The sequence below is a fragment of the Parabacteroides sp. AD58 genome, from assembly GCF_023744375.2.
GTDB classification, from domain to species: Bacteria; Bacteroidota; Bacteroidia; order Bacteroidales; family Tannerellaceae; genus Parabacteroides; species Parabacteroides absconsus.
Genome location: NZ_CP146284.1, coordinates 1,067,287 through 1,090,040, shown reverse-complemented (window position 1 = coordinate 1,090,040; position 22,754 = coordinate 1,067,287). Strand labels below are relative to the sequence as shown.

Annotated in this window: 17 protein-coding genes; 3 read left to right on the top strand and 14 right to left on the bottom strand. The window is 44.3% G+C overall.

Going from position 1 to position 22,754, the window contains the following annotated elements; all coding sequences use genetic code 11:
- Positions 1-48: 48 nt before the first annotated feature.
- From mfd to NEE14_RS04555, 11 genes are all read right to left on the bottom strand, one after another.
- On the bottom strand, positions 49-3,396 hold the full coding sequence (mfd, locus tag NEE14_RS04605; protein ID WP_251966756.1) for a transcription-repair coupling factor: 3,348 nt from the start codon (positions 3,394-3,396) through the stop codon (positions 49-51).
- A gap of 437 nt (positions 3,397-3,833) precedes the next feature.
- A complete protein-coding gene (locus tag NEE14_RS04600) occupies positions 3,834-6,200 on the bottom strand; it encodes an E3 ubiquitin protein ligase (RefSeq protein WP_251966755.1) in 2,367 nt (788 codons plus the stop codon).
- A 31-nt stretch (positions 6,201-6,231) separates the two neighbouring features.
- On the bottom strand, positions 6,232-7,083 hold the full coding sequence (locus NEE14_RS04595) for a hypothetical protein (RefSeq protein WP_251966754.1): 852 nt from the start codon (positions 7,081-7,083) through the stop codon (positions 6,232-6,234).
- Between the two features lie 6 nt (positions 7,084-7,089).
- A complete protein-coding gene (locus tag NEE14_RS04590; protein ID WP_251966753.1) occupies positions 7,090-8,247 on the bottom strand; it encodes a hypothetical protein in 1,158 nt (385 codons plus the stop codon).
- A 59-nt stretch (positions 8,248-8,306) separates the two neighbouring features.
- Complete coding sequence (locus tag NEE14_RS04585) at positions 8,307-8,924, bottom strand: ubiquitin-conjugating enzyme E2 (protein ID WP_251966752.1); 618 nt, start codon at positions 8,922-8,924, stop codon at positions 8,307-8,309.
- A gap of 10 nt (positions 8,925-8,934) precedes the next feature.
- Positions 8,935-9,252 carry a hypothetical protein gene (locus NEE14_RS04580; protein ID WP_251966751.1) on the bottom strand — a complete coding sequence of 106 codons (318 nt, stop codon included), beginning with the start codon at positions 9,250-9,252 and terminating at the stop codon, positions 8,935-8,937.
- Positions 9,253-9,335: 83 nt separating this feature from the next.
- Positions 9,336-11,039 (bottom strand): hypothetical protein, encoded by a 1,704-nt coding sequence (locus NEE14_RS04575; RefSeq protein ID WP_338578796.1) that lies wholly within the window; start codon positions 11,037-11,039, stop codon positions 9,336-9,338.
- A 33-nt stretch (positions 11,040-11,072) separates the two neighbouring features.
- Entirely contained in the window at positions 11,073-11,516 is a 444-nt protein-coding gene (locus NEE14_RS04570) for a GPW/gp25 family protein (protein WP_251966749.1), read from the bottom strand.
- Positions 11,517-11,522: 6 nt separating this feature from the next.
- Positions 11,523-12,665: a type VI secretion system baseplate subunit TssK gene (locus tag NEE14_RS04565; RefSeq protein WP_251966748.1), complete on the bottom strand. Its 1,143-nt coding sequence runs from the start codon at positions 12,663-12,665 to the stop codon at positions 11,523-11,525.
- A gap of 37 nt (positions 12,666-12,702) precedes the next feature.
- Positions 12,703-13,491, bottom strand: a complete 789-nt coding sequence (locus NEE14_RS04560) for a hypothetical protein (RefSeq protein ID WP_251966747.1) — start codon at positions 13,489-13,491, stop codon at positions 12,703-12,705.
- Positions 13,488-14,723: a HesA/MoeB/ThiF family protein gene (locus NEE14_RS04555; protein WP_251966746.1), complete on the bottom strand. Its 1,236-nt coding sequence runs from the start codon at positions 14,721-14,723 to the stop codon at positions 13,488-13,490. Before NEE14_RS04555 ends, NEE14_RS04560 begins: the two co-directional genes overlap by 4 nt.
- Before the next feature lie 240 nt (positions 14,724-14,963).
- On the opposite strand from NEE14_RS04555, the gene NEE14_RS04550 reads away from it, so the two are divergent.
- The 3 genes from NEE14_RS04550 (at position 14,964) to NEE14_RS04540 (ending at position 18,691) form a co-directional block, all read left to right on the top strand.
- Positions 14,964-16,319, top strand: coding sequence for a PEGA domain-containing protein (locus NEE14_RS04550; RefSeq protein WP_251966745.1), 1,356 nt, complete (start codon positions 14,964-14,966; stop codon positions 16,317-16,319).
- Positions 16,320-16,468: 149 nt separating this feature from the next.
- Positions 16,469-17,911, top strand: coding sequence for an IS4 family transposase (locus NEE14_RS04545; protein ID WP_338578704.1), 1,443 nt, complete (start codon positions 16,469-16,471; stop codon positions 17,909-17,911).
- A gap of 51 nt (positions 17,912-17,962) precedes the next feature.
- Entirely contained in the window at positions 17,963-18,691 is a 729-nt protein-coding gene (locus NEE14_RS04540) for a ribosome recycling factor (protein WP_251968801.1), read from the top strand.
- Positions 18,692-18,769: 78 nt separating this feature from the next.
- On the opposite strand, the gene NEE14_RS04535 is transcribed toward NEE14_RS04540, so the two are convergent.
- From NEE14_RS04535 to NEE14_RS04525, 3 genes are all read right to left on the bottom strand, one after another.
- On the bottom strand, positions 18,770-20,425 hold the full coding sequence (locus tag NEE14_RS04535) for an IS1182 family transposase (RefSeq protein ID WP_338578731.1): 1,656 nt from the start codon (positions 20,423-20,425) through the stop codon (positions 18,770-18,772).
- A gap of 128 nt (positions 20,426-20,553) precedes the next feature.
- Entirely contained in the window at positions 20,554-20,943 is a 390-nt protein-coding gene (locus tag NEE14_RS04530) for a DUF4280 domain-containing protein (protein ID WP_251968517.1), read from the bottom strand.
- Positions 20,944-20,958: 15 nt separating this feature from the next.
- Positions 20,959-22,743, bottom strand: coding sequence for a hypothetical protein (locus tag NEE14_RS04525; RefSeq protein ID WP_251968516.1), 1,785 nt, complete (start codon positions 22,741-22,743; stop codon positions 20,959-20,961).
- Positions 22,744-22,754 lie beyond the last annotated feature (11 nt).

The window sequence follows — 22,754 nt, the reverse complement described above, 5'->3', positions numbered from 1 at the left end:
TCTAAATAATTGTTCTCATTCTGATTGGACCATTTCTTAGTGCAAAGCTTATAATGACTCCATCTCTTCTAAGATGCTGCAAGCTGCGGCTACGGTCGGAACGTCTTTGATGATGATGCTCCTTTTGCCGTTGGCTTCTTTCAGGTTGCAGAAACGAGGATGCTTCTGGATGTATGCTAATAACTGACCAAAAGCCCGGCTCTGGTAATATGGGCTGTCTTCTGCCGATACCAGATACAGGTTCATCTGTCCTTTCTTCAGGACCACTTTCTCGATACCCAGCGACCTTGCCATCCGGCGAAGACGAACGATGCGTATCAGCTCCTTTCCTTCTTTTGGGATCTTTCCGAAACGGTCTTCCAAGCGGGCACTGAAGGCTTTTATGTCTTCTTCCCGTTCCATATTATCCAGCTCGCGATACAACGAGATACGTTCGGAATCGTTTGGAATATAGGTCGGAGGGAAGAGTATTTCCAAATCGCTTTCGATGAATGTTTCCTTGACGAAGTCTTTGCCGTCTTTCTCTTTGCCGTCCGACAGTTCGTTGTACAGATCCGAGAATTCGTCGGTCTTCAGTTCATCTACAGCCTCTTCCAAAATCTTCTGGTAGGCTTCATATCCTAAGTCGGCGATGAAACCGCTTTGTTCGGCTCCCAGCATATTGCCGGCCCCACGGATATCGAGGTCCTGCATGGCAATATGAATGCCGCTTCCTAATTCAGAGAAGCTTTCGATGGCTTGCAAGCGGCGGCGGGCTTCCTGGGTGAGCGAGCTCAATGGCGGTGACAACAGATAGCAGAATGCCTTCCGGTTGCTTCTGCCCACACGTCCGCGCAGCTGATGCAGATCCGACAAGCCGAATTGCTGGGCGTTGTTGATGATAATGGTGTTGGCATTTGGTACGTCGATGCCGCTTTCGATGATGCTTGTCGCTACCAGTACGTCGTATTCGTAGTTCACGAAGTCGAGAATCTTCTTTTCCAGTTCTTCAGGTTCCATCTGTCCGTGTGCCACACAGACACGGGCATCGGGAACTTCCCGTTTTACCAGGGCTTCTATCTCGTAGATATTCTGAATACGGTTGTTGATGAAGAAAACTTGTCCGTTACGGCTCATCTCGAAGTTGATGGCTTCGCGGATGATGTCCGGATTGAAGCGTTCCACTTCCGTCTGTACCGGATAACGGTTGGGCGGAGGCGTCGTGATACTGCTCAGATCTCGGGCACCCATTAGCGAGAATTGCAGGGTTCGTGGAATCGGCGTTGCCGTCATCGTCAGGGTATCCACGTTTGTCTTGAGCTGGCGGAGCTTTTCTTTGACAGATACGCCGAATTTCTGTTCCTCATCGATAATCAGAAGGCCCAGATCCTTGAATACGACATCTTTGCTGACGATCCGGTGCGTCCCGATCAGGATATTCACGGCTCCTTCCTTGACATCTTTCAGGATATGTTTGATCTGTGCCGTCGTACGGGCCCGGCTGATATATTCGATGCGGCAAGGGAAATCCTTGAGTCGTTCGGAGAATGTCTGGAAATGTTGGAAGGCGAGCACGGTGGTCGGTACCAGCACTGCCACCTGTTTGTTGTCTGATACGGCTTTGAAGGCTGCCCGGATGGCAACTTCGGTCTTACCGAAACCTACATCACCACAGATCAGGCGGTCCATCGGCCGCGGACTTTCCATATCGGCCTTTACTTCGGCTGTCGCCTTCATCTGGTCGGGTGTATCTTCGTAGATGAAGCTGGCCTCCAGCTCTTGCTGCATGAAACTGTCGGGGCTGTAGGCAAACCCCTTTTCCTGTTTGCGCTTGGCATAGAGCAGGATGAGGTCGCGGGCGATGTCTTTCACCTTCTTTTTGGTGCGTTCCTTCATCTTTTCCCACGCGCCAGTGCCTAACTTGCTTAATTTCGGAGGCTCGCCGTTGTCTTTCCCTTTGTATTTGGAAAGCTTATGCAGCGAATGGATACTGACAAAGATCGCATCGTGGTTCTGATAGATCAGTTTGATGGCTTCCTGTATCTTTCCGTTTACTTCCATGCGTACCAGTCCGCCAAACTGTCCGATACCGTGATCGATGTGTACGATGTAATCACCCGGAGTAAATTGATTCAGCTCTTTGAGTGACAAGGTAATCTTCCCGCTGCGGGCCTTATCGCTTTTGAGGCTGTATTTATGAAAACGGTCGAACAGCTGGTGATCGGTGAAACAGCAGATTTTCAGCTGGTCGTCGGCAAAACCACTGTGAATGGTTTTATTGACAGCTGTAAAAGGTATATCTTCTTTCCGATCTTCAAAGATGGCATGGATGCGGGCCGCCTGTTTTTCTACATCACTCAGAATGTACAGGGTATAACCTTCTTTCAGATATTGTTGGAAAGTCGTACTTACCAGGTCGAAATTCTTGTGGAAGATTGGTTGTACCTGCGTTTGGAAATTGATAGTGGCGTCGGGCGTTCCTGTCGTATGGGTTCCAAACTGGATTCGTTTTAGATCGAGAGCCGCGTGCATGAACAAATCCCATTGCACCAGCTTGGAATGCATCAGGTCGGCACTGGTAAACGATTCTTCGTCGGCTACCACCGGTTCTTCGTTCCAGATGGCTCCGATCCGTTCGCGGCACCAGTCCAGATCATGAACTACCAGATGAGTCTGCGATGGGAGAGTTTCCAGCAGACATTTGCCTGTCGCATTTTTCTTGCTGACTTCCGAAACGATATAGATGCTGTCCAATTTATCTTTCGACAATTGGCTCTCGACATCGAAGCTGCGGATGGTTTCTACCTCATTCCCGAAAAAGTCGATACGATAGGGAAACTCGAACGAATAGGAGAATACGTCGAGGATACTACCACGGATGGCATATTGTCCCGGTTCGTAAACATAATCGACCTGTTCAAAGCCATAGCTGTCGAGTACGTCTGCGACGAACATATTGTCGAGTTTCTCTCCCGTATGAATTTGTAACGTATTTTGCTGCAAAGTATCCTGTGAAACCACTTTCTCGGCTATTGCTTCCGGATAAGTGACGATGACAAACCGTGCTTGCGGATCTTGCAACACACTCAATGCTTCTGTGCGCAGAATCTCATTGGCTGCGTCGATATGTCCGTATTTAATATCCCTTCGGTAGGCCGATGGGAAAAAATAAATAGCGTCATCGCCGGTTAGTTGTTTCAGGTCGTTGTAGAAATAACCGGCCTCTTCAAGGTCGTTCAGCAGACAAACAAAACGGTTATTCCCTTTTTTGAAGAGAGCGGCCACCATCATCGCCGGAGCAGAACCATTCAGTCCCTTCACGCTGATATTCCGTTCATTGTCATTCTGTATCAGTTTGTGAAGCGCTGTTATTCCACTATGCGAGGTGTATAAGTTGAGTAATTCTTGTATATCCATAAAATATATTCCGGAGGACAAGATTCGTCCGTTTTATGTTTCTATTGCAAAGGTAGGAATTATCTGCCAATCTCAGGTTGCATCCGCTTGGTTTTGTTTGCCTGTCGGTTGAATGCGTGTTTAATTGAATCCTGAAAAAGCCAGCTTTTTATAAAAATATATTGGCTTTTTCTTTCAAATCTAACGTATATCGAAAACGATTCCCTTGAGGATTGAAAATGATCCTCGTTTCTTTCGACGGGAGAAAAAAGATACTAAAAAAGTCTATTTGGTTGTGGGTTTCGATACTTAGTCATTATCTCGAATAATATACTTAAAGTTAATATATTAATATAGTTTTTGAAATTTGCCTTCTATGGCTGGTTTCAGCAAAACTTCATGTGGAGATGTGAAAGTAGGAGATAAATGCCTTTTAGTAACATTTATCTCCTAGTCTATTAGAGATCTTTCTCTATGTAGGTGAAGAGCGTTTTCCCAATCATAAATTTAGTACCATGGTAGAGTCGTTTCTTTGTGTTTGGTTTGAGAGGTTTTTTGTCGACCATGGAGACACCTTCCTCAGTTGCAAATAGATAGATATTGCCATTGATCATTCGGATCTCCGCTTGTAAAGGAGCGATTTTACTAGTTAGATCCCACGACATTTGCAGGTCACAATTGACAGACTTGCCGATTGTTATCCGTTTGTTCCGGATTCTATTGTTCATCCATTTGTAAATTGCGATGTCCATCTCCTTAATTGGCCCTTCCACTCGTAAGAAATAACGCTCCGATTTAGGACAAGTTGTAGCTACACTAATGGCAAATCCGACACAATAGATTATGTAGCTTAGGAGTAAGAACTCACGAGTGTCAATTTGCGAGTTGAAGGCAAACGTCCACAGATACATCGAGCTCAATCCGAAGATGATGGAAATGACGGCTCCGATTAATGCTTTTTTTAGTTTAATATCCGTTCCGTAAGTGACTGCTAAAGTAATGACGAAACCACTTAGCATCCATGGAATCCAATCTACAAGGAATGAATTATTGTTGAAATTCAGAGTGATGGAGATGATACATCCGAGGAGAAAAGATAAATAGCTGAACAGGCCTCCAACAATGGCCTTGGCAACGACTAGTAGGATTCGTTTCCATAGCCAACGACCGTGGCTAGTTAGCAGACTCAAGAAGAAGGTTAGGAAGAAACCTATGTTTAGACCATAAAATGGCAAAAGGTAAAGATGGCTGCCATATTCTTCCATTAACACGGCTGCTTGAGGAGAGTCAGGATTGACCCCAAACATGAGTTGGATAATATTTATCAAGAAAAAATTTTCATGACTATGAGCATTCGCAGTGAAGCAGATCCAGGCAACCAGTCCAGCAATTGCTCCAGAGATGATCCAAGAGAGATAGAAAGATGCGTTATGCTGGTCAAATAAATTTTTTCGGTTATAATAAAGTCTCCCGGTTTTACAGTTTCGTCCATATTCAGGACATTTATATTCATTTTCTTCCCAACAAGATTGGTGGAGTACATGTTGGCATTTTACAACGATTTTATCGCCAATTTCGAAGGGGGCTTTACAATAGTAGCAATCAGGTCCTACAAGGATACCATTGTAACTCATATTTTTGCCAATATACCGGGTGACATATTTTTTTCTGAAAACCAAATAATGAAAGCAAGGAGTGATGAATTGAAAAATTATGTAAAATAATACTAATGTAAGGATTCCGAACAAGCTGCCTTGTAATATTACTTGTAAGGTTGTCAATCCATTGATGATGACTGGATTATAGATGCTCCCTACGTAGTAGTTGATGTTGTCTGAAGCGATTAATTTATCTCCTTGGTAGCAATTAAGTTGTAATGTGTGTTTTTTTCCTCTATAGATTTTCTGAGCGGGGTTAATGAATGAAAAGCAGTAATTAGCGTATTGTTTGTCAAATAAGTTGAGTATGACGGTTTGATCGTATGAGTTGAGATATTTGCCGTTGGTTTTTTTGCATAAGAATTGCATAAGAGTTTCAGCTTCGTTTGTTTGGCCGTGTTCTTTTGTTTCCAGATTGATGTAGAAAATTGGAATTTGTGTGATTGAGTCGGATTCTTGAATAATTTTCCTCTGTAAAGCAAAGTGATCAGGATCGAGAGGCATATCTTGATTATAAACCTTACCATCCGAGAGTATGATTAAAACATTTTGTTTGGATGTAAGATGCTTAAAAGTCGTGTCTTGCTGGGCATTCGGGAAATAGGTAGACATGCTCCCTTTGATCTCATCTATTTTTGAGAGGATAGAGCGATAAAGGTATTTCTTCCCAGGATCTGCTTGGAAGTAATTGGCTAGAACATAGTCGGTCGCTGGCAAGGTTTCTGAGACCGTTTGATTCTTAATGAAGGCAATATGAAGATTGTCAGGAGGAAGCAATTCTTTTAGCTCTTTAATTGCCTGTTTTTGGTTCTCTATCTTCATTGAGTCAAGTGTCAGGTCGACCAATGTCAAGATATTCAGGTTAAGATTCGTAATTTTTTTCTGAATATTTACCAACTTGGGCTGGGTTCTGGGATCTAACAGATTGTTTTGCATGTATTCTTCAACATGGAATTTGATAGTTGTATCGTTGAGCAGCAGAAGCGCGACGATACTGTCGTTGAGTTTGACATTTGCATGAAAGTTTTTGTACTTCGGTTCAAATTCGAGGTCCAGGATGTTGAGGTTATTGTCCTCTTTATAATTCTCTCTGATAGGCATGAGATCCTTACAGCCTGAAAGAATTAAGGCCAGAACTAACAAGAGTGATATCTTATAAATATTCATCGTGACAAATAATTATCAGGTTATTTATTCGTTATATTGTAGGATAATCGTTCTCATCCTTCATCATTTGGCTAAATTTCTTCGCATTTTCTCGGGCTTGCTTTAGGGCCTTGATCTTGGCTTGTATCATATTGATGTACATAAGAATTATCGTAACAGCGGCTAGACCGTATAGATAATCCTTAATTTTTTGGAACAAGGGCTTATATGCTTGGGCCTGAATCTTATCGGAACAGTTTTTCAACATTATAAAGTTTTCTTCTATTTCTAGAAATCGAGGTTGTAATTCGTTGAATTCTTGGGTAATTCCTTTTGCTGTCTCGTACTTTGCTTGGAGGTCGGAAAATAACAATTGTTCTTTTCCTTTAAGAGCCTCAAGCTGGGGAGCTAGTTGCTTTAGTAAAGAATATTTGACAGCAGTTTCGTAGAATTGTTGGTAGACACTGTCTTGAGATGTGATAAATTGTTCTGCTTGGTCGAAATTGGCTAGCGCATCTAAATAATGAGCCTTGTATGAAATGGAGTCCAATAAGGCTTGTTTGGTCTGTTGATAGTTCGCGACAATCTGTAGGAGAGAGTCATCGTTTGCAATTTCAGATTGCCTACTTTGACAATAAATCTCCCATTTGTTATCGATAGCTAAGACCTGTTGTTTAGTCTTTGAGATATTTTCGGCCGTATTGAGCGGAAGCTTATTAGTAATTTCTTGTAGCTGGTTATAAAAATAGAGCATACGATTCTCAATCTCGAGAAGTTGTGTCTCCTCGATAAATAAATCCTGTTCTCCATTTTGCCCGCAGAGATTAGAGCTGTGTAATAATGTCCATAAGAAAAGGGCAATCAACAGCCATTTATTAGGGTTTATTCTTTTCGTATTGTCCATAGAGCTCTATTCTTTTGCGCAGATTCGGTGGTAATAATCTTTGGCTTTGTTAAAGACTGTAATAGCTATTTTTTGTTTTGCGTTGATTCGAGTCTTATGGTTAATGTGTGACTCAATTGTGTTGATAATCTTCTCGCATGATTCTTTCAGATCTCTTTTTTCAATGGGATCTGATGCAAATAGCCATTTGTTAGTATTATAGTCTATTTCCCGTGCTATCATTAGGATATAATCTGCACTCAAATCTAGGTCCTGCGGCTTTTTTTGTTCTTGGATCTTGATTTGAAATGGACTTTTGGACAATTGAATAGAATCGACATAGCTGTTGTAGATATCAATATTTGTTTGAATTTCCGGACATGGGTTTACCTCTTTTGCTTTGGGAAATTGTTCTTGTAAGAGGGATTTCATCTCACAAAACAGTTTGTCGCCTTCGGGCGTATTAAGACTATTGGAGTTTTTAAATTTCTGGTTAAACGTGAGGAAACTCGTCTGGATGTTTTTGACACGAGTAATAGAAGCCTGTAAGGCCTCTTCTTTTCCTAAACAAGGATTCCGTTCGATCGTGATCTCATATTTCCTGTTGAGATCAGTCTGAAAGAATAGATCGTATTTCTTTTTCTTTGGGGTTATTTCCTCGTTCATCACTAGGATATCCCTTAAGGTGATACTGATGGGAGCCTCTTTATAAAGGATATCGAATTTCTGTTCTATATAATCGTTTACCATCTTATGGTCAATCGGTTGAGGCTGAATGCCTTCATACTCGATCCAGCGCTTGAAGATATGTTTCCTTCGGGGTTTGATGGATTTTCGAAGAGACTTAGTCAGTTTGTATCTAGCCTGCTCGTCCGATTCTACAACATAAGAGAGCTTATTTGGGCGAAGTTTAAAGCACCAAACAGCATGTGAGTAACGTGTGTTGTCTTGGAATACGAATAGCTTTTTATAGGATATGAGGTTTACTATAAGGGTGTTGTTAGGTTCATCAAATGTAAATTTTACTAAAAGGTCCATATCGGTACTTCCTTCTGTGAGATATATATGGTCGACATAAGGCTCATTTCCGTCAATTTCAATTTGTTTGGTTGTTTGGGCAGTGGCAAACAGACTGAATTTGATGAGAAATAAACTGGATAATATGATTTTATGTAATATGTTCATATTTTTGTATATATGGACAAAAATACAAAAAAGAAATGAGATTTAGCTATTTTAATACCTTATTTTCTGCTTTCCAAAGCGGGTTGATCAAAGAATATCCATTCATTGGGTTCTCCTTGTTGAATGACCCATTTCGCGACTTTGGGATCTTCGGGATAAGGTGGTTCTTGAATGGCATGATAGAGTTCATAACGTAGGTAAAGCGCGGCTCGATCGATACACCACGCCAGGCTCGTATGAGTATTTAGGGCGTTGAGGCAAACCCGACCTGCGAATTCACCGAAATAACGGATGTTGGGATGCCAAGGATGGGGAATCTTATTACCTGTGGCGTCGTGGGTTAGGAAACGGAACTCCGCAGGTCCGTCAACACAGGGGTAATTGATTGGGAGACTGATCTGCATCTGGAAGGTTGAGGCAAAGATGGGCCGGTTAGACTCACCCGGTTGATTCAACCAGTCGATTCGCTCAACGCCTTGGATAGAGTAGATATAATATGTAATGAGATATTCTGTTGGCAAACCTTGCGTGTTGCGTTTAGCTATTTGGTATTCGATCTCATTCCTTTTCTCCAAAGTCTGGTCTAGATTGATCCATTCGTGGAGCAATCGCCTATTTCGTCCACTCAGTTGTTTGGGATCGAATAAACGCCAATCGGGGGCTAAAGACTCATTCATCATAGTACCTTTATCCAGGGAATGGGTCGGGGATGAGAAAGATCGTGTCGCCATTATTGACGTTATAGTCCGCCAATGTTTGATCGGCTTTACCTATCCTGGGGCGTAGAACACGGATTTCGTTGATGATTGGATCCTCTTTTCCAAAGAAATAATCCAATGGTGCACCAGTTTGGTCGATCGATGGAAAATCGAAGATCAACCGTCCGTCTTTACCGATCGCGTGACGCAGATTGTTCATTAATGTACTAAGTGGTGCGTGAGGGTTCACGACACGAAACTTGACTCTTTTATCTTTATATACGATATCTAAAAAGAAATCTTCCATTCGCATCAGTTTTATATTGGTACAAAAGTAATAAATTATTTAAATCTTTTGTTATTCGTTGGCAGTACTTCCTTTCCTCAATTTTATACATTCTTCGACAAATCTGATTGTTTCACCTCGATATTGACGACGACAGGGAAGACGTTTGTGCTTCTAACTTCGATCATTTTTTGGAGGATTAGTTCAGTCATTGGAATTTTATCCAGAAAGTTACGTTTAATGTAGGCATTATCTGTTAGGGAAATATAGATACGTGTCTCAAATCCATAATGATGATGTTCTGCTTGCTGAACCTGTTTTACCTTGATGTTGGTAATCATTTCACTTGTGATACCGAAACGTCTATCCAGTTCGTTGTAGCATAAGATTTTGACATCGGCAGGCGTGACGATACGGTCATTCGTGATCATATAATAACGAGCGAGGTTGCTTTGAGCATTTTCATTTTGGATCTCATCGTAACCTGGCATTGGGTTTGCCAGTTTCCGGACACTTTGGATGTAGGCATTTGCCAAAGGTGAAAAGTTACTTTTGGCATTTAAGCTGGAATTGACCGAACTACCGTCAGTCGTCAGATAATTGACTTGGAGACTTACTTCTTTTGGATGAAATCCCCGGTCGTTCCGGAGTAGGAGATAAACGCTGGAGGTAAGTTCTGATGAGGATTTAGAGAGACCTTCCGAGATTTTTTTCAGCAAGGCATAGAATTGCTCCATAAACTTGCCCTCACGCAGTGTCTCGATTTTCTGGAATGCGTAATAATCGGATGAGAAGCGGCTGATCAGCGTAGAGGCCAGCCGTGTTAGACGTTCGGCATTGAACCGGTCAGTGGCGACTCGCCGGATCTCGATTGGTGTCTCATGATAGAGCTGGTTGTCGTTAGGCGCGATCAGATGCAGGAATTGTTGCATGTTGTTCTCTCCGGATAGCCGGGCGATGGGCGAGTTTGAGGAGAGTGTGATCGAGTGTTGGGTTACATTGGCCAGGATCGTCGCGTTCAACAACAGTTGTTCTTTGTCGAATGTGAACTGGTCGTCAATCCCGATGAACTCAAAGATCAGTTCCTGCTTATCGAATGGCATATCGCTTCCTTTGTAACTGTCGATATAAAACAGCCGGGCGTTCTGCTGAGCGAACAGGTCGAACCATGTATTGCTGGCCTGGAAGGTGAGCGATTTGTTGTAAATCATATTATTGAGTGAGAAACACTCGTTGAGTGGAAGGTCTGTATAATCCCATGGCTTGATGAGCGGCAGCATGACACCATTGGCGTAAAGCTTCAGGTCCTGGAAATGGGGATTGCCAATTAGAAAAGTCATTCCTGAGAGCTGTTTGATCGCTCCCTTGAGTTTGAGACTGACTTTCCAGCGACGGTTGTCAACTCGTACGACAGATTGAACCTCGCCGTTAATTACCCGGGTCTTTAGTAGTGGAATAAACCCGTAGTTTGTATCGGGTAGGAGGAAACCACTTTGTTGGTCAAGTGGTAGTTCCGGTATCCTGTCGTCAAGCTGGACTTCTACGAGCGAGGTCGCTGGCAGGGGATGAGTTTTCTCGTAAGGAATGAACATGCGGGTCAGTTCATCGAGAATCTCTTCTTGAAGCTGCTCAACCTCATTGTCGATCTCGTTGGCCTGATAGGCGAGTGCGGTCAGGAATAGGGAGAAAACCGGATCCTGTTCGATGCCTTCCAGCTGCTCGCTGTTGAAACCGTGCTGCCAGATGGTAACAGCTTCTTTGATGATCTCTTCCGCTCTTTGGCGGGTGTTGAATATGCTTTGTTTCATTTACTTCAGTATTTGATGTCATGAGGGAAAATGTCAGTTCCAAATGTTGAGGCTAGTCGTATATTTGTAGGTCTCGTTTGTTTCCTGGAATGTTCCCTCGATATTGACATGTATTTTTTTTAGGTTCTTGATATAACTCATCGTGACAGAGACATTGGTAAGCCGTTTCTCGTAGGTCTCGATGGCTTTTTTTAGTTCGATTGCGAAGGTGTTGATACTTTTAGAAGAACCGGAAACCTTTTTATCGTAAAGTCCCAAATCCTCTTCCTTGGTTGCTGAGTTGTAGATGACTCCTTCGTTCTCGTTGAAGATCTCAAATTTTAAATTATTGAAAATAAAACCGAATTGACGATCAGCAATGCAACTTTGACATGGTGTGGTCAATAAAAGTTCAATGAACGTGTCGATCGCTTCTTTGAGATTCTTAGCTCGGGTCAATTGGCCTTTCTCAATTTGTAATGGTAACAGGATACTCATAGTTGTCTAAATTAATGGCATGAATTCCTTTTCCTCCTCTTTCTCATCAGGCACGTATAGTGCTTTGTAAAGGCTGTCGTACAATGCCTTGAATAATTTTTCGAAGAGTTCTTCCGACAGTTCACCGGCCAATAGGTCGTGTAGCTCACTTTTGAGTCGGTTGTTGACATAGTCAGTCAATTTGAGGATCAGGTCGTCTGTAATTTCAGTATAAAGTTTCTCCTTGAGTGTCCCGTAGAGCTTATCGTGTAGTTCCGGATAGAGCCTTTCGTAAAGTTCCGCTATAATTTGTGCTTTTAAAGCGTCGAAATCGATGCTGTGATCCTCAAGAACAACTTTATCCAGGATGGAGATCGCCCCTTTGGCATATTGCTCGAGCCATCCCAACCAACGGACGATGTCGTACTCGTTATAGGATTGGAGTTCAGTTAGTGTCTCGGTGTTTGGCTTTACGATATAATAGTCGATCGCCTGGACAATCTCATTGGCTAGCTGGATGAAATGGGCAGTTCGGTTTTTCATGTCGTAGCCTTTTAACAGGTAGGCATAACGCTGTAAAGCCCTCTTGCCTTCTCCGGATTCCAGGTTGGCGTGCTCGGCCACTTGTGAGATGGTTTCCGACAGCTGTTTGAGATAGGGCTGGAAGCGGCTGTCTGACTGGAGGTGCAGGCAGGGAGGAATGTAGTCGGGATCAATCGAGAAGATGCCATCCTTAACCTTGAATTTCATCACCGGAAAACGGTCGCTTCCCTCCAGCTCATTCAGAGAATAGATCCCGAACTGGTATTCGGGGCGAACGAAAGGGACCGCCTTTACATCGAAAACAGTTTGTCCATCACCAAAGCCGCAGGCCAGGTAATATTCGTCGCCATAGACCAAAGGTATGGTAATTACAACCTTCTCGTCTATGTGAAGGATCTTTCCCGAAGGAAGAAGCGCCATGCATTGTAGCCGCTCGATCTCCAGCTTGTTGCGGACGAATCCTCCTTGGCAGTTAAATTCCGTGAAGGGGATAAGCCCGAATTGGTTGCCGTTGATGGTCCGGCTCGCAACCTCTTGCCGACGGGAGAGGTTCTCGTCCATCTCGATGAAGGTTCGCTCGGAGATCGCCATACCGGCTTTCCAGTCTATTCTTGAGTTAATATTCATAATTGTTCCTCTTGTGTCAATATACTTTGATATATCTTTATTGCCCGATCTCAGTGTTGTAATCCAGTGTTAATGACTCTCCAATGGTAAACGGATGACCGTGTTGCTTGATGTCGATGACGCAATGGGTATCGAAGGGGATGAACCATTCGATAAGGAATTCCCGTAATGGCGCGATCGCCTTGTCCAGCTTGTCATAGGTCTTAGCTGTCAGGTTAGGGACGATTAGCTGGAATTCGATGGCCGGACTGGCGCAACGCTCGTCTTCTTCCCAGGTATAAAGACCTCTGTGTATCTCAACCTTGTGGTTAAACAAACATGCGAGCAGGTCGCCTATAAAGCCGAAATTTGCCCGCAACTGGCTGATGAAAAGCAGGAAAGGAGCTACTCTCTTGATGTAGGGATCCTTTTCTCGTGTAATATCATAGAGAAAATAATACTTTAACAAGAAAGCCAGTTTCTTCTCCGAGAGCTGGGTTACCTGATTCTCGATGTGGAGCCGGAAACGGAAAGCAAGCGTGTCGACAGGTTTAAAAAGTAATCGCAGTAGTTCCTCCTTCTTTTTCAAGCGCTCATACTTTTGTTCGAAGTTGTTTCCTTTTAGGGCGTTATCATCGGATATCAGACCTTGGGGTAACAATCGCAAGAAGCTGTCACGAGCTAGGAGTATATTAGCTTTTTCCTCGTCAATTTCCAATATGTCCTCGCTGTAATTCCTGTAAAAAGTTCCGGCACAATTCACTTGCCATCGGTCCATCTGATTCGGATAGAGATGATTTAGCAAGAATTCGGCACTAATGTCGTATAGGTTTGTCTCGTTCATCATAATCCTTTTCTTTTAAATAAGGTCTCTGAATAATGATGCTCATCGGCTAGTTCAACATAATGGTCTTCCTGTCTGGTACTGATGTGAAGTACGTCCCATGCAGGAATACCGATTTTACTCAAAGTCAATTCCTTGTATGGAAAACTGGAATCTATTTGCTTGATCTCATGTTGAAACAAAGCATTAAAAGGAAGACAAGACAATGTGGGGTCATTTTCCACGAATGTTCCGATTGCGTGATCCGGTTTCATGACAATAAATTTTCGTTCGTTCTCTTCTCGTGTGACGAGATAATCCACAAAGGCGTGATCTCGCAAATGAATTGTCACTTCTTGTTCTCCTAATAACTTTGACAGCAGCTCTAGTACCTCGTCGATCCGCAAGCTGGTAGTCAGTTCCGATTGTTTGATTGGTGCCCATTGCTCGTGAACCGGACAATCCTCGTCGTATCCGATAAAATCTACAATTCGAGAGGTCAAGTGCTGTCCCTCGTAGTAAAACATCTTACCACAAAGAGAGGATAGTTGCCCGTTAGACAGTTCGTTAGGATACAACAGTTTGATAGCCTCTTGTGCTTCAACTGCCCCAATGATAGAAGCCACGATTGGTGTTGTTGGTACATGACCGGCTTGTTCGTTCCGTTTAATTGCTGAGGCACAGGATAGGCGGTATGACAGATCTTTGAGTGCTTCCGGCCCCAAATTACAGGCATAGCAATTTTTACCCGGAATGAAGACTCGGGCAGTTCCTTCAAGACCGTCTATGCCCCCATCCACCCATGTTACGTTGGCGCGCATGCATAATCGATTCAGACAATAACGAGCCCAACGGTTGTCCACACAACTGACGACGACGTTCATTTGTCGTAAAAGACCTAACCCGACGTCGTGGGTGATGTCTCCTGCCAGAGGTAGAACTTGGATTTTTGGATTGATTTCTCGAAGTCGTTCGGCAGCTACTACTACTTTAAGACGTCCCAATTGGGCATCAGTCTGATTGAATAGTATAGAGCGAGTCAGATTCGAAGGCTCTACAGTATCAAAGTCAACAATCACCAAGTGGCCGACTCCAAACAATGCCAAATTCTTAAGCACCTCATTTCCTAAAGCACCACAACCTACCACCATGACGTTAGCTGTTCTTAGCTTGTCCTGCTTGAAGCACGAGAGGTGTAGATTGGAATCCGTCTCAGAAGGTGTGACAAAGATCGGGGTGGAATAGTCTACTTTCATTTGGGGTACTTATCTATTTTCTTGCCCAAAAATAGTAAATATTCAGAAAAGTACCTACATCCAAAGTGAATTTTCTTGCTCAATGAATAGATTAGAGTTAAGGATCTAGTAATAGGTATATCGATCCGTCGCTGGAAACTTATTTGTGAAAATGTTATCCAATACAAATGAATCTGTATTTTAGGAATATCTCACTGATTTTTCGTAAGTTTGTATTCGGTATTATGAGTTCTCTGGAACATGAGATATTGGTGGATCATATTATGGTGTGTGTGGACTATCCCTTTGATAGCCCAGCGAATGCGTGTCGAGGATTTTGGGCAATATAAGAAGTCATTCCTACGAAAAGCATCGTTTGCTGTTGATAAGCGTTTCGCTTTGCTAGATTTAATCACGAACGAGAAGGGTTTTGAGTTCTCGGTGGGTGGTATGATTGTTGAGGTAGCTGAGGGCGATGGTCTTGTTACATTGGCCTTGCCCCATAAGTGTGACTTCTTGACGATCAAGCATCCGGTTTATGGGCAATATACCTGGAAAACGCCCGAGGCGTTGAAGAGGAAAAAGCATTATCAAGCCTATCTCTATACGGAGAGCCTGGAGAAGGAGTATCGGCAGGAAAAGCAATGGGTTCTGCTCACGGTGCGACCGGAGCGGGCGATTGTCTATCTGGATAGCGTGATGCATCAAATTCAGAACGGACAATTGTCGCTTTACTTGCCTATCGGTAAGCATGCCTGTCGGATTGAGTCCCCATTTTATAAGCCTTTGAGCGATACGATTGAGTTGACGGATTCCGCTCGGCTCGAGAAGCGGTTTATCCTAGAGTCTTTTTATGCATATCTGACGGTCGAAACCGACTTGACCGATGCCCGGATCTTGTTGGACGGGAAGCCGATTGGCTCTGTGCGGGCTGAAACGGGGCGATTGAGACCGGGGCGTTATCGGTTGACCATTGAGAAGGGCGATTGGACCTATTATGAACGTCTGGTTGAGATCGCCAATGCAGAACGGAAGGTGATTGATTTGCGAGGTGTGGCTTTACGTCCGTCACGACGGGGCGAGCCGCTGCCGGAGCAGGTCTCTCTCTTGTCGGATTCTTCGTTGGTAACTGAAGTTGTGTCTGAGGAGGGAAAAACTTCGACTCCCGTCTTGCGGGGTGATACAACTCAAGCGTCAGTCGTGTCGGATGTTCATATCACGGCGTTCGACGCGGAGACGGAGATCTGGCTTAACCGCGAGTTAGTTGGGCGAGGTGAGTGGCGAGGAGAGTTGGCGCCGGGGTTCTATTCTGTCAGCTCGAGGAAAGAGGGACTGGAGTCACGAACCGATTTCTTTTGGGTTGAGGCGGGCAAGATGGTGGAATTGAACCTGATCTCGCCGAAAGCAGATTATGGTCTGTTAAATGTCACGTGTGATGAGATTGATGCGGCGATTTTCCTGAATGGATTGGCGGTGGGATTCACTCCTTGTGTATTGCGCAACTTACCAATTGATCGGACCTATCGTATCCGTTTGGTAAAAGGAAGGAAAGAGGTAGAACGTGTGATCCACTTGCGAGGAAACGATATCGTGAACTTGAACTTGAAGTTGAAATAGAAGAAAGAGTATTGATGGAATTGAATGTAATAATATTCAAGTTTCGCAAGTACTCAAATAATGTAATAAAAAAAGGCTAAAGAGTTTGATAATTCAATGATTATCACTATATTAATGTCGCCAAACAAACAATATAGCACCCTTTAGCCATGAACAAAAATAGACATATTATCGGTGAACTCCAAGAGTTTTTTGCAAACAATGACTCCAGCAAGGCAATAAACAGCATCTCAACCATTATGAACAGCATAAGAATACAAAGTAGAGTCATCGGGTCAATTAAGAATCCGAATTGCAAATTCACCTGTCTTCAGGTGTTGCAGTTGCTTGTTCTGTTCCCGTTCTTTTCAATTAAAAATGCAGCCAACTATTCGTCTTCTGCTTTGGGCAGGATGTTTGTCTGCCACAAAGATATGTTCTATCGTTTCATGAACGACGGCAACGTCAATTGGCGACGTATCATCTATTCGATTTTCAGGCAATTGTATTCACGTGTGAAACGCAGGACGACATTGAAGTCGGACATCAGGTGTGTCATCATCGATGATACAGACCTTCCAAAGACCGGATTCAAGACCGAGAAGATTGGCAAGGTATTCTCTCATACCCAAATGAAGTCTATACTTGGCTTCAAGGCAATGTTCCTCTGCTTTACGGATGGTGTATCCCAGTTTCTCCTTGACTTTTCTCTCCATGGAGAGGAGGGAAAACGAAGCGATAAGCCACAGGGGTTATCCAAGAAACAGACGGAGGCTCGCTATTGCAAGGAACACTCAGGGGATGAGCGTATTGCCAGGCGTAGCGCTGAGTATTTTGCAAGTAAGATTGAGACGGCCATCAGTATGCTCAAACGCTCAATCATAGAGGGTGTACGTTTCGATTATCTTCTTGTTGACAGCTGGTTTACCTGCTCTGAACTTTTGAAGTTCGTAGTCTCAAGGCACTTTGGATGCCACCTTATCGGAATGATAAAGATGGGCAAAACCAAGTATGAGACAGATCTTGGAAACAAGACAGCGCCTGAACTTATCAAGATTTTCCAGAAATCCAGGAACGTAAAGTATAGCCGCTCAATCGGTTACTACACAGCAACTGTATCTGCTAAAATCTCCGGCATTAAGGTCAGTCTGTTCTTTTACAGAAGAGGCAAGAAGGGCAACTGGAATGCTCTACTTACCTCTGACCTTAAACTTGATGCCAAAGAAGCCTTCAGACTTTATTCAAGAAGATGGGTTATCGAAGTGGCTCACAAAGAGATGAAGCAAAACCTGAAACTCGGAAAGAACCAGTGCAGAGACTTCGCCGGACAGATTGCAGGCATATCATTGTGCGTACTACAGTACAATATACTCAGTTATGTCAAACGCAATGAATCATACGAAACTATCGGAGGACTCTTTGCCGAAATTTCAAAGAACTCTGTCGAACTTTCAGTAGCAGAAAAAATCTGGCTGCTGATTGTAGAAGTTATAAACGTCATTGCCGAGGTACTTAACTGTGATGCAATGGTTCTGACTGAACAAGTAATATCAAACGATAAACAAATCAAAGCTGTGAAGCAGGCTTTCGACAGGCTGACACCAGCCGCCTGAGGAGCTACACTTTACTTGCGAAACTTAAGTAATAATATATAAGGAAAGGATATGAGAAGATCGGTTTATAATCTGTTGCGTGAGGTTCAACAGAAGATGAGCGGTTACGCAGTGTTTATGAATTACCAGTTTATGCACTTCGGTGTAAAGGCCGAGCCGGCCGCGCTCTTGTCGGTCGAGGTTGAGTTGGGCGATGAGTCGATGAACCTTGAGGATGTGGCTGATGTGGCGATACCTCAGGACGATCAGTTTGCCTTGATCCCTAAAGAGCAAGACAGCCTGTTCGCTATTTGTAAAGCGGTCTCTCAGGCTCATCCGGACTATAAGATAGAGCAGAAGTCGATGAACGAGGAGGAAGAGGGCTTAGAAGAGGCCGAATCGGAAGAGGAAGACGATAAGTATGTCTTGTGTACGATGCCCGAGGTGAACGACGATCGCCACGATGCGGGTATGGACTACGTGAAAGCCGTTTACGAGGAGATGACAGCGAAGATCGAGGCGGCCAACGCAGCCTATGATGTAAAGATCGCTAAGCAATTGGTAGGCGCCAAGCCCGAGGAGATCGATGAGGCGAAAGAAGAGCTCAAGAAGTTGTACGACCAGATTATGGAGATCTGTAAGTCTTATCGGGAGGAAAAGGAGAAACAGATTGAGACAGCTTATCAGGAATACCTGACGAAAAAGGCGGAATCTGAAAAAGCGGAGAGTGAACGACAAGCCGCCCGTGGTGAGGACAAGGGCTCTAAGCTGGATTTGAGCCAGCTCGTTGGTGGGGAATAGATATAATGAATGAGGGTGTGTCGTAATACGCGATTCACCCTCTTTTCTTTATCAACGATAAGAGCGTAGTTAACTTTTTCAGGCAGCGATATTCTGAAGATAATCTCGATTATTTTGTTCCCAATAGCTTAAATGAGCGGTAATAAGGCCGTAAAGGTGTTTAATTGGCCAATTTATACCCTCTTTATTCATCTTGGTACACATCTTTTTTATATTGAAGGCGATGGCCAGGAAGCAAAAGTCCATGAGAACCTTGTCCTTTCCAAAATGACGGAAGCGCTTGTAGTTCATGTTGTATTTTATCTGTCCAAATACAGCTTCCGGTTCTATACACCTTTGCCCTCTGTGTTTCAGCCCTTCTTCGGAACAAAGAAGTTCCCGGGCTTTCTGTTTGTATATCCTGAGTCGGTGATTCAGTTCTATCGTCCTGTTTCCTTTAGCTTTAAAACACAGACATCTTAACGGACATCCTTCGCATCTGACAGCCCTATACCTGGCATATTCGACTACATATCCGGATTCGGTTTTCGTATGCCTGGTACCTACCCTCTGCATCTTTTGTCCCATTGGACAGACACAGTAATCCTGTTTTTCATTGTAGAAAAAGTTTTCGGCTTTAAAAGGATTCGGTTTAAATCTTGGCCGCTGCTCCATATGGAAATAATTGTATTTGACGTATGCTTCCATCCCGTTTTCCGACATAAAGTGGTAATTCTCTTCTGATCCGTAACCGGAATCAGCAACCACCGTATGAGCCAACTGGCCGTATCTGTCGGCAAAGGACTTCAGGAAGGGGATCATCGTCAAGGTGTCAGTCGGATTCGGGAAAAGAGAATAATCGATAATGAATTGATTTTCCGTAGCAATCTGAAGATTATATCCGGGCTTTGTCTGACCGTTGCGCATGGCATCCTCCTTCATTTTCATAAAGGTGGCCTCTTTGTCTGTCTTGGAATAAGAGTTGCGGTCCTGAAGATTGTCCAGATGGTTATTGTATTCCTGAAGCTTATCTCTATGTGCTTCCAGTTCTTTCAGTTGCCTGCGTTTCTTTCTCAGTGCAGATTTCTGCTCTTTCGTGGATGGTTCTGAAGTCTGTTCAAGGGCATTGCGTAATTCTCCCGCCATTTCTGTCAGCATGGAAGGTGTAAACTCAATTTCCTCGTTGTTTTCCGAAGCTTTTTCCTGAACGATGACGTCATCTATTTGGCTTAACAGAACACTGATTTTCTTCATCAGTCGTTCACGGTTTCGCTCAACGCTCTTCCGCCATACAAAAGTATATTTGTTGGCCTTGGACTCAATCTTTGTTCCGTCAATATATTCCACATTCAGACTGATGAAACCTTTGGATGAAAGCAGAAGTACGGTTTGGGTAAACACTTCGTTAATCTCATTCTTCACCCGGTTACGGAAACGATTGATAGTAATGAAGTCCGGTTTCTCATAACCGGCTAACCAAATGTAATGGATATCACGATGAAGAAGCTTTTCTATTTTCCGGCAGGAGTATATATTGTTCATATAGGCATACAAGATAACCTTTAGCATCATCTTGGGATGGTAAGGACTGCGGCCGCATTCTTTGTATAACTTCCTGAAACCTTCAAGATTCAGGCTTTCAACCAAAGCGTCAACCATGCGCACAGGATCGTTTTCTGCAATATCTTCATCGATTCTTTGCGGAAAAAGTACCGTTTGGTTGGGAGTGTATGGACGAAAATGTATCTTTGCCATATGTATAAATCTTTATGCTTAAAGATACAAAATCTTTAGGTAATAACAAAGCCCCAGCTTGTGAAAGTCGGGGCTTTGTGCTAAAAAAAGAAGGTGTGCTTTTTGACACACCTTCCTATGATGAGATTTTATTTCCCTTGCGAATCGCAGGTATGACCGGGCATTGTGATAGAAATACTACCGCCATAAGCGCACATCAGCTTACAGTTGTCGAGTAGGGCTGGCATATTGGTGATCAACTCTTTGCCACCCGGAGCCCAAGGAGCTACAATAGCTGGAATACAGGGCATAGGTGTCAATACGCCCATTGCGGCAGCAGTCGCTGAGGCTACCGTAGGATTACTTGGCGACTGGCACATACCGAAAGGTAGGATGTTTACCAATGGGGCGAAATCCATGATGGTGGCTTTCGGCTTGTTTTGGATCATCGGTCGCAATGGAACCGTGACCATCAATGTGGAGGGCGTCATTCCGAAGGTACATTTCAGGGTCGCGCCCATACAAACATACTTTGCCATATTCTTTCTCTTTTATTATTTATTGTTCGACTTCAATTCCTCCTCATTCAATTTAACGCTTAGTTTTGCGGTAGAAGGTGCTCCCGGAACGGATATGCCTTCGGTTGTGTAAGGCGTTTTGAATGATGTCTGTACCTTGAGGTTCTTCATATCGACTGTCTCCGCAGTGACATTAGACTTGAAGGTAACCTTTCCTTGCAGGGTGGTTTCGCCATAGAAAGTGGTCTTACTGCCGGACAGAGAAGCGTCGCCACCGCTCAGCTGAAGGATCGCCTTGCCATCTTGCTGGAGCTCGACAGTCGTATCGCCAAAGAGACCCACCTTGTCGGAAGCCACCTGCACGCTTTTGCTCTTGGTCTTCTTGTCTTTTGACCCGGCATAAACCTTTTCTGCCAATAGGAGCAGGGTGCTGCCCGCGGCCAGGCTCTTGTCAGTCCGTTTCTCTTTGTCCACGTCCATTGCCTTGACCTCAACCGCCTTGGCGTTGGCGGCGATCGATCCGGTTGCCTTGCCATCCGTGTCGGTAGCGTTGAGGTTGATCTTCTCTGCCCGCACGGTGAACGAGCCCTCTTTGGTCAGGCTCTTTTCCTCGGTCTTGCCGTCTTTCGTCTCGTAGTCCACCGCTTCGACCTCAATCGCTTTCGAGACGACGCGCACGTTGCCTTCAGCCGGCAGATCGACGTTCTTGTCAGATATTTTGGGATTGGCGGTATTAATCTCTACCTCTTGAGACCCCATGAAGATGCCGCCTTCCTTGATCAGGGCGCCGTCGTTGCCGTAGGATGTCAGGCAGATTTGCTTACCCGCCAGTCCGATGCCCGCACCGTCGTTGGTTCGCAGGTTGCCTTCGCCGTCGGTCGAGGTCAGGCTGATGTTCTCGGAGCGAAGAGAGATGAAGGTGTCCGTCGTCTTCTCCTTGAAGGACGACTTCATTTTGTTTACCTCCTCCTTCTGTTCCTTGATGCAATCCAGCTGCCGGTTCGCCTCGGCTAGACGCGAAAGGATGTTGAAATAGTCGGTCATCGTGCTGTAGAGGCTGCTCGAGAGCTGGCTGAACTCTGTATGTAACTCCTCGATGTCGAGATAGTTGGTACGGGTGGTTATTGCGTCCAGGTTCATGATGTCCTTGTTGACTAACATTTTCATCTTCGACATGAGGGATGCGGTTGCCGATTTTACATTTTTCATATCTTCCTTAAGGTCGCTGACGATTGTCTTTAGTCCTTTCTCCAGATTTTCCAGCTGCTCACTTTGCGTCTCACTGGATTTGGTGGCGTCGATGCTGACCATGCTGTTTGATGAAAGGTGAATTCCAGTACCAGCAGACGGGGCGCTGGAGGAAAAAAAGCCTTCGGCGTCATCGCTTCTTAGCGTGAGGTTCCGGGCCTGGGAGACAATCTCGGAGGTTGGCTTGACGACGCTTTCCGTGCCGTCTATGCCCGGATCAACCGCGATTTGCCGTATACTCGCTGCCCGGCTGATGATGCTCCCGGTATCTGTTGCCCCACTCCCGACGCCTTCTAGGTTGATGTTGTTGGCTCGGATGATGACACGCGAGCTGCCGTTCAGAAGCATTCCGCTTTTGTCGGTGTCGCCTATGATTATCTCCGGAGCGGAAATGATAATCCTGTTTTCGTCGCGGACATAACGTCCCTGGCCAAGATGGTCGATCAGGTCGATTTTCATTTGCCGGACCTCAGCCTTATGTTGCCGGATTTCTTCCAGTTCCTTCTCGATGTTTTTTTGGAAATCTTCCAGGGCGGTTTGCCAATTTTCGAATTGTGCCAATAATATATTCATATGTTTAACCT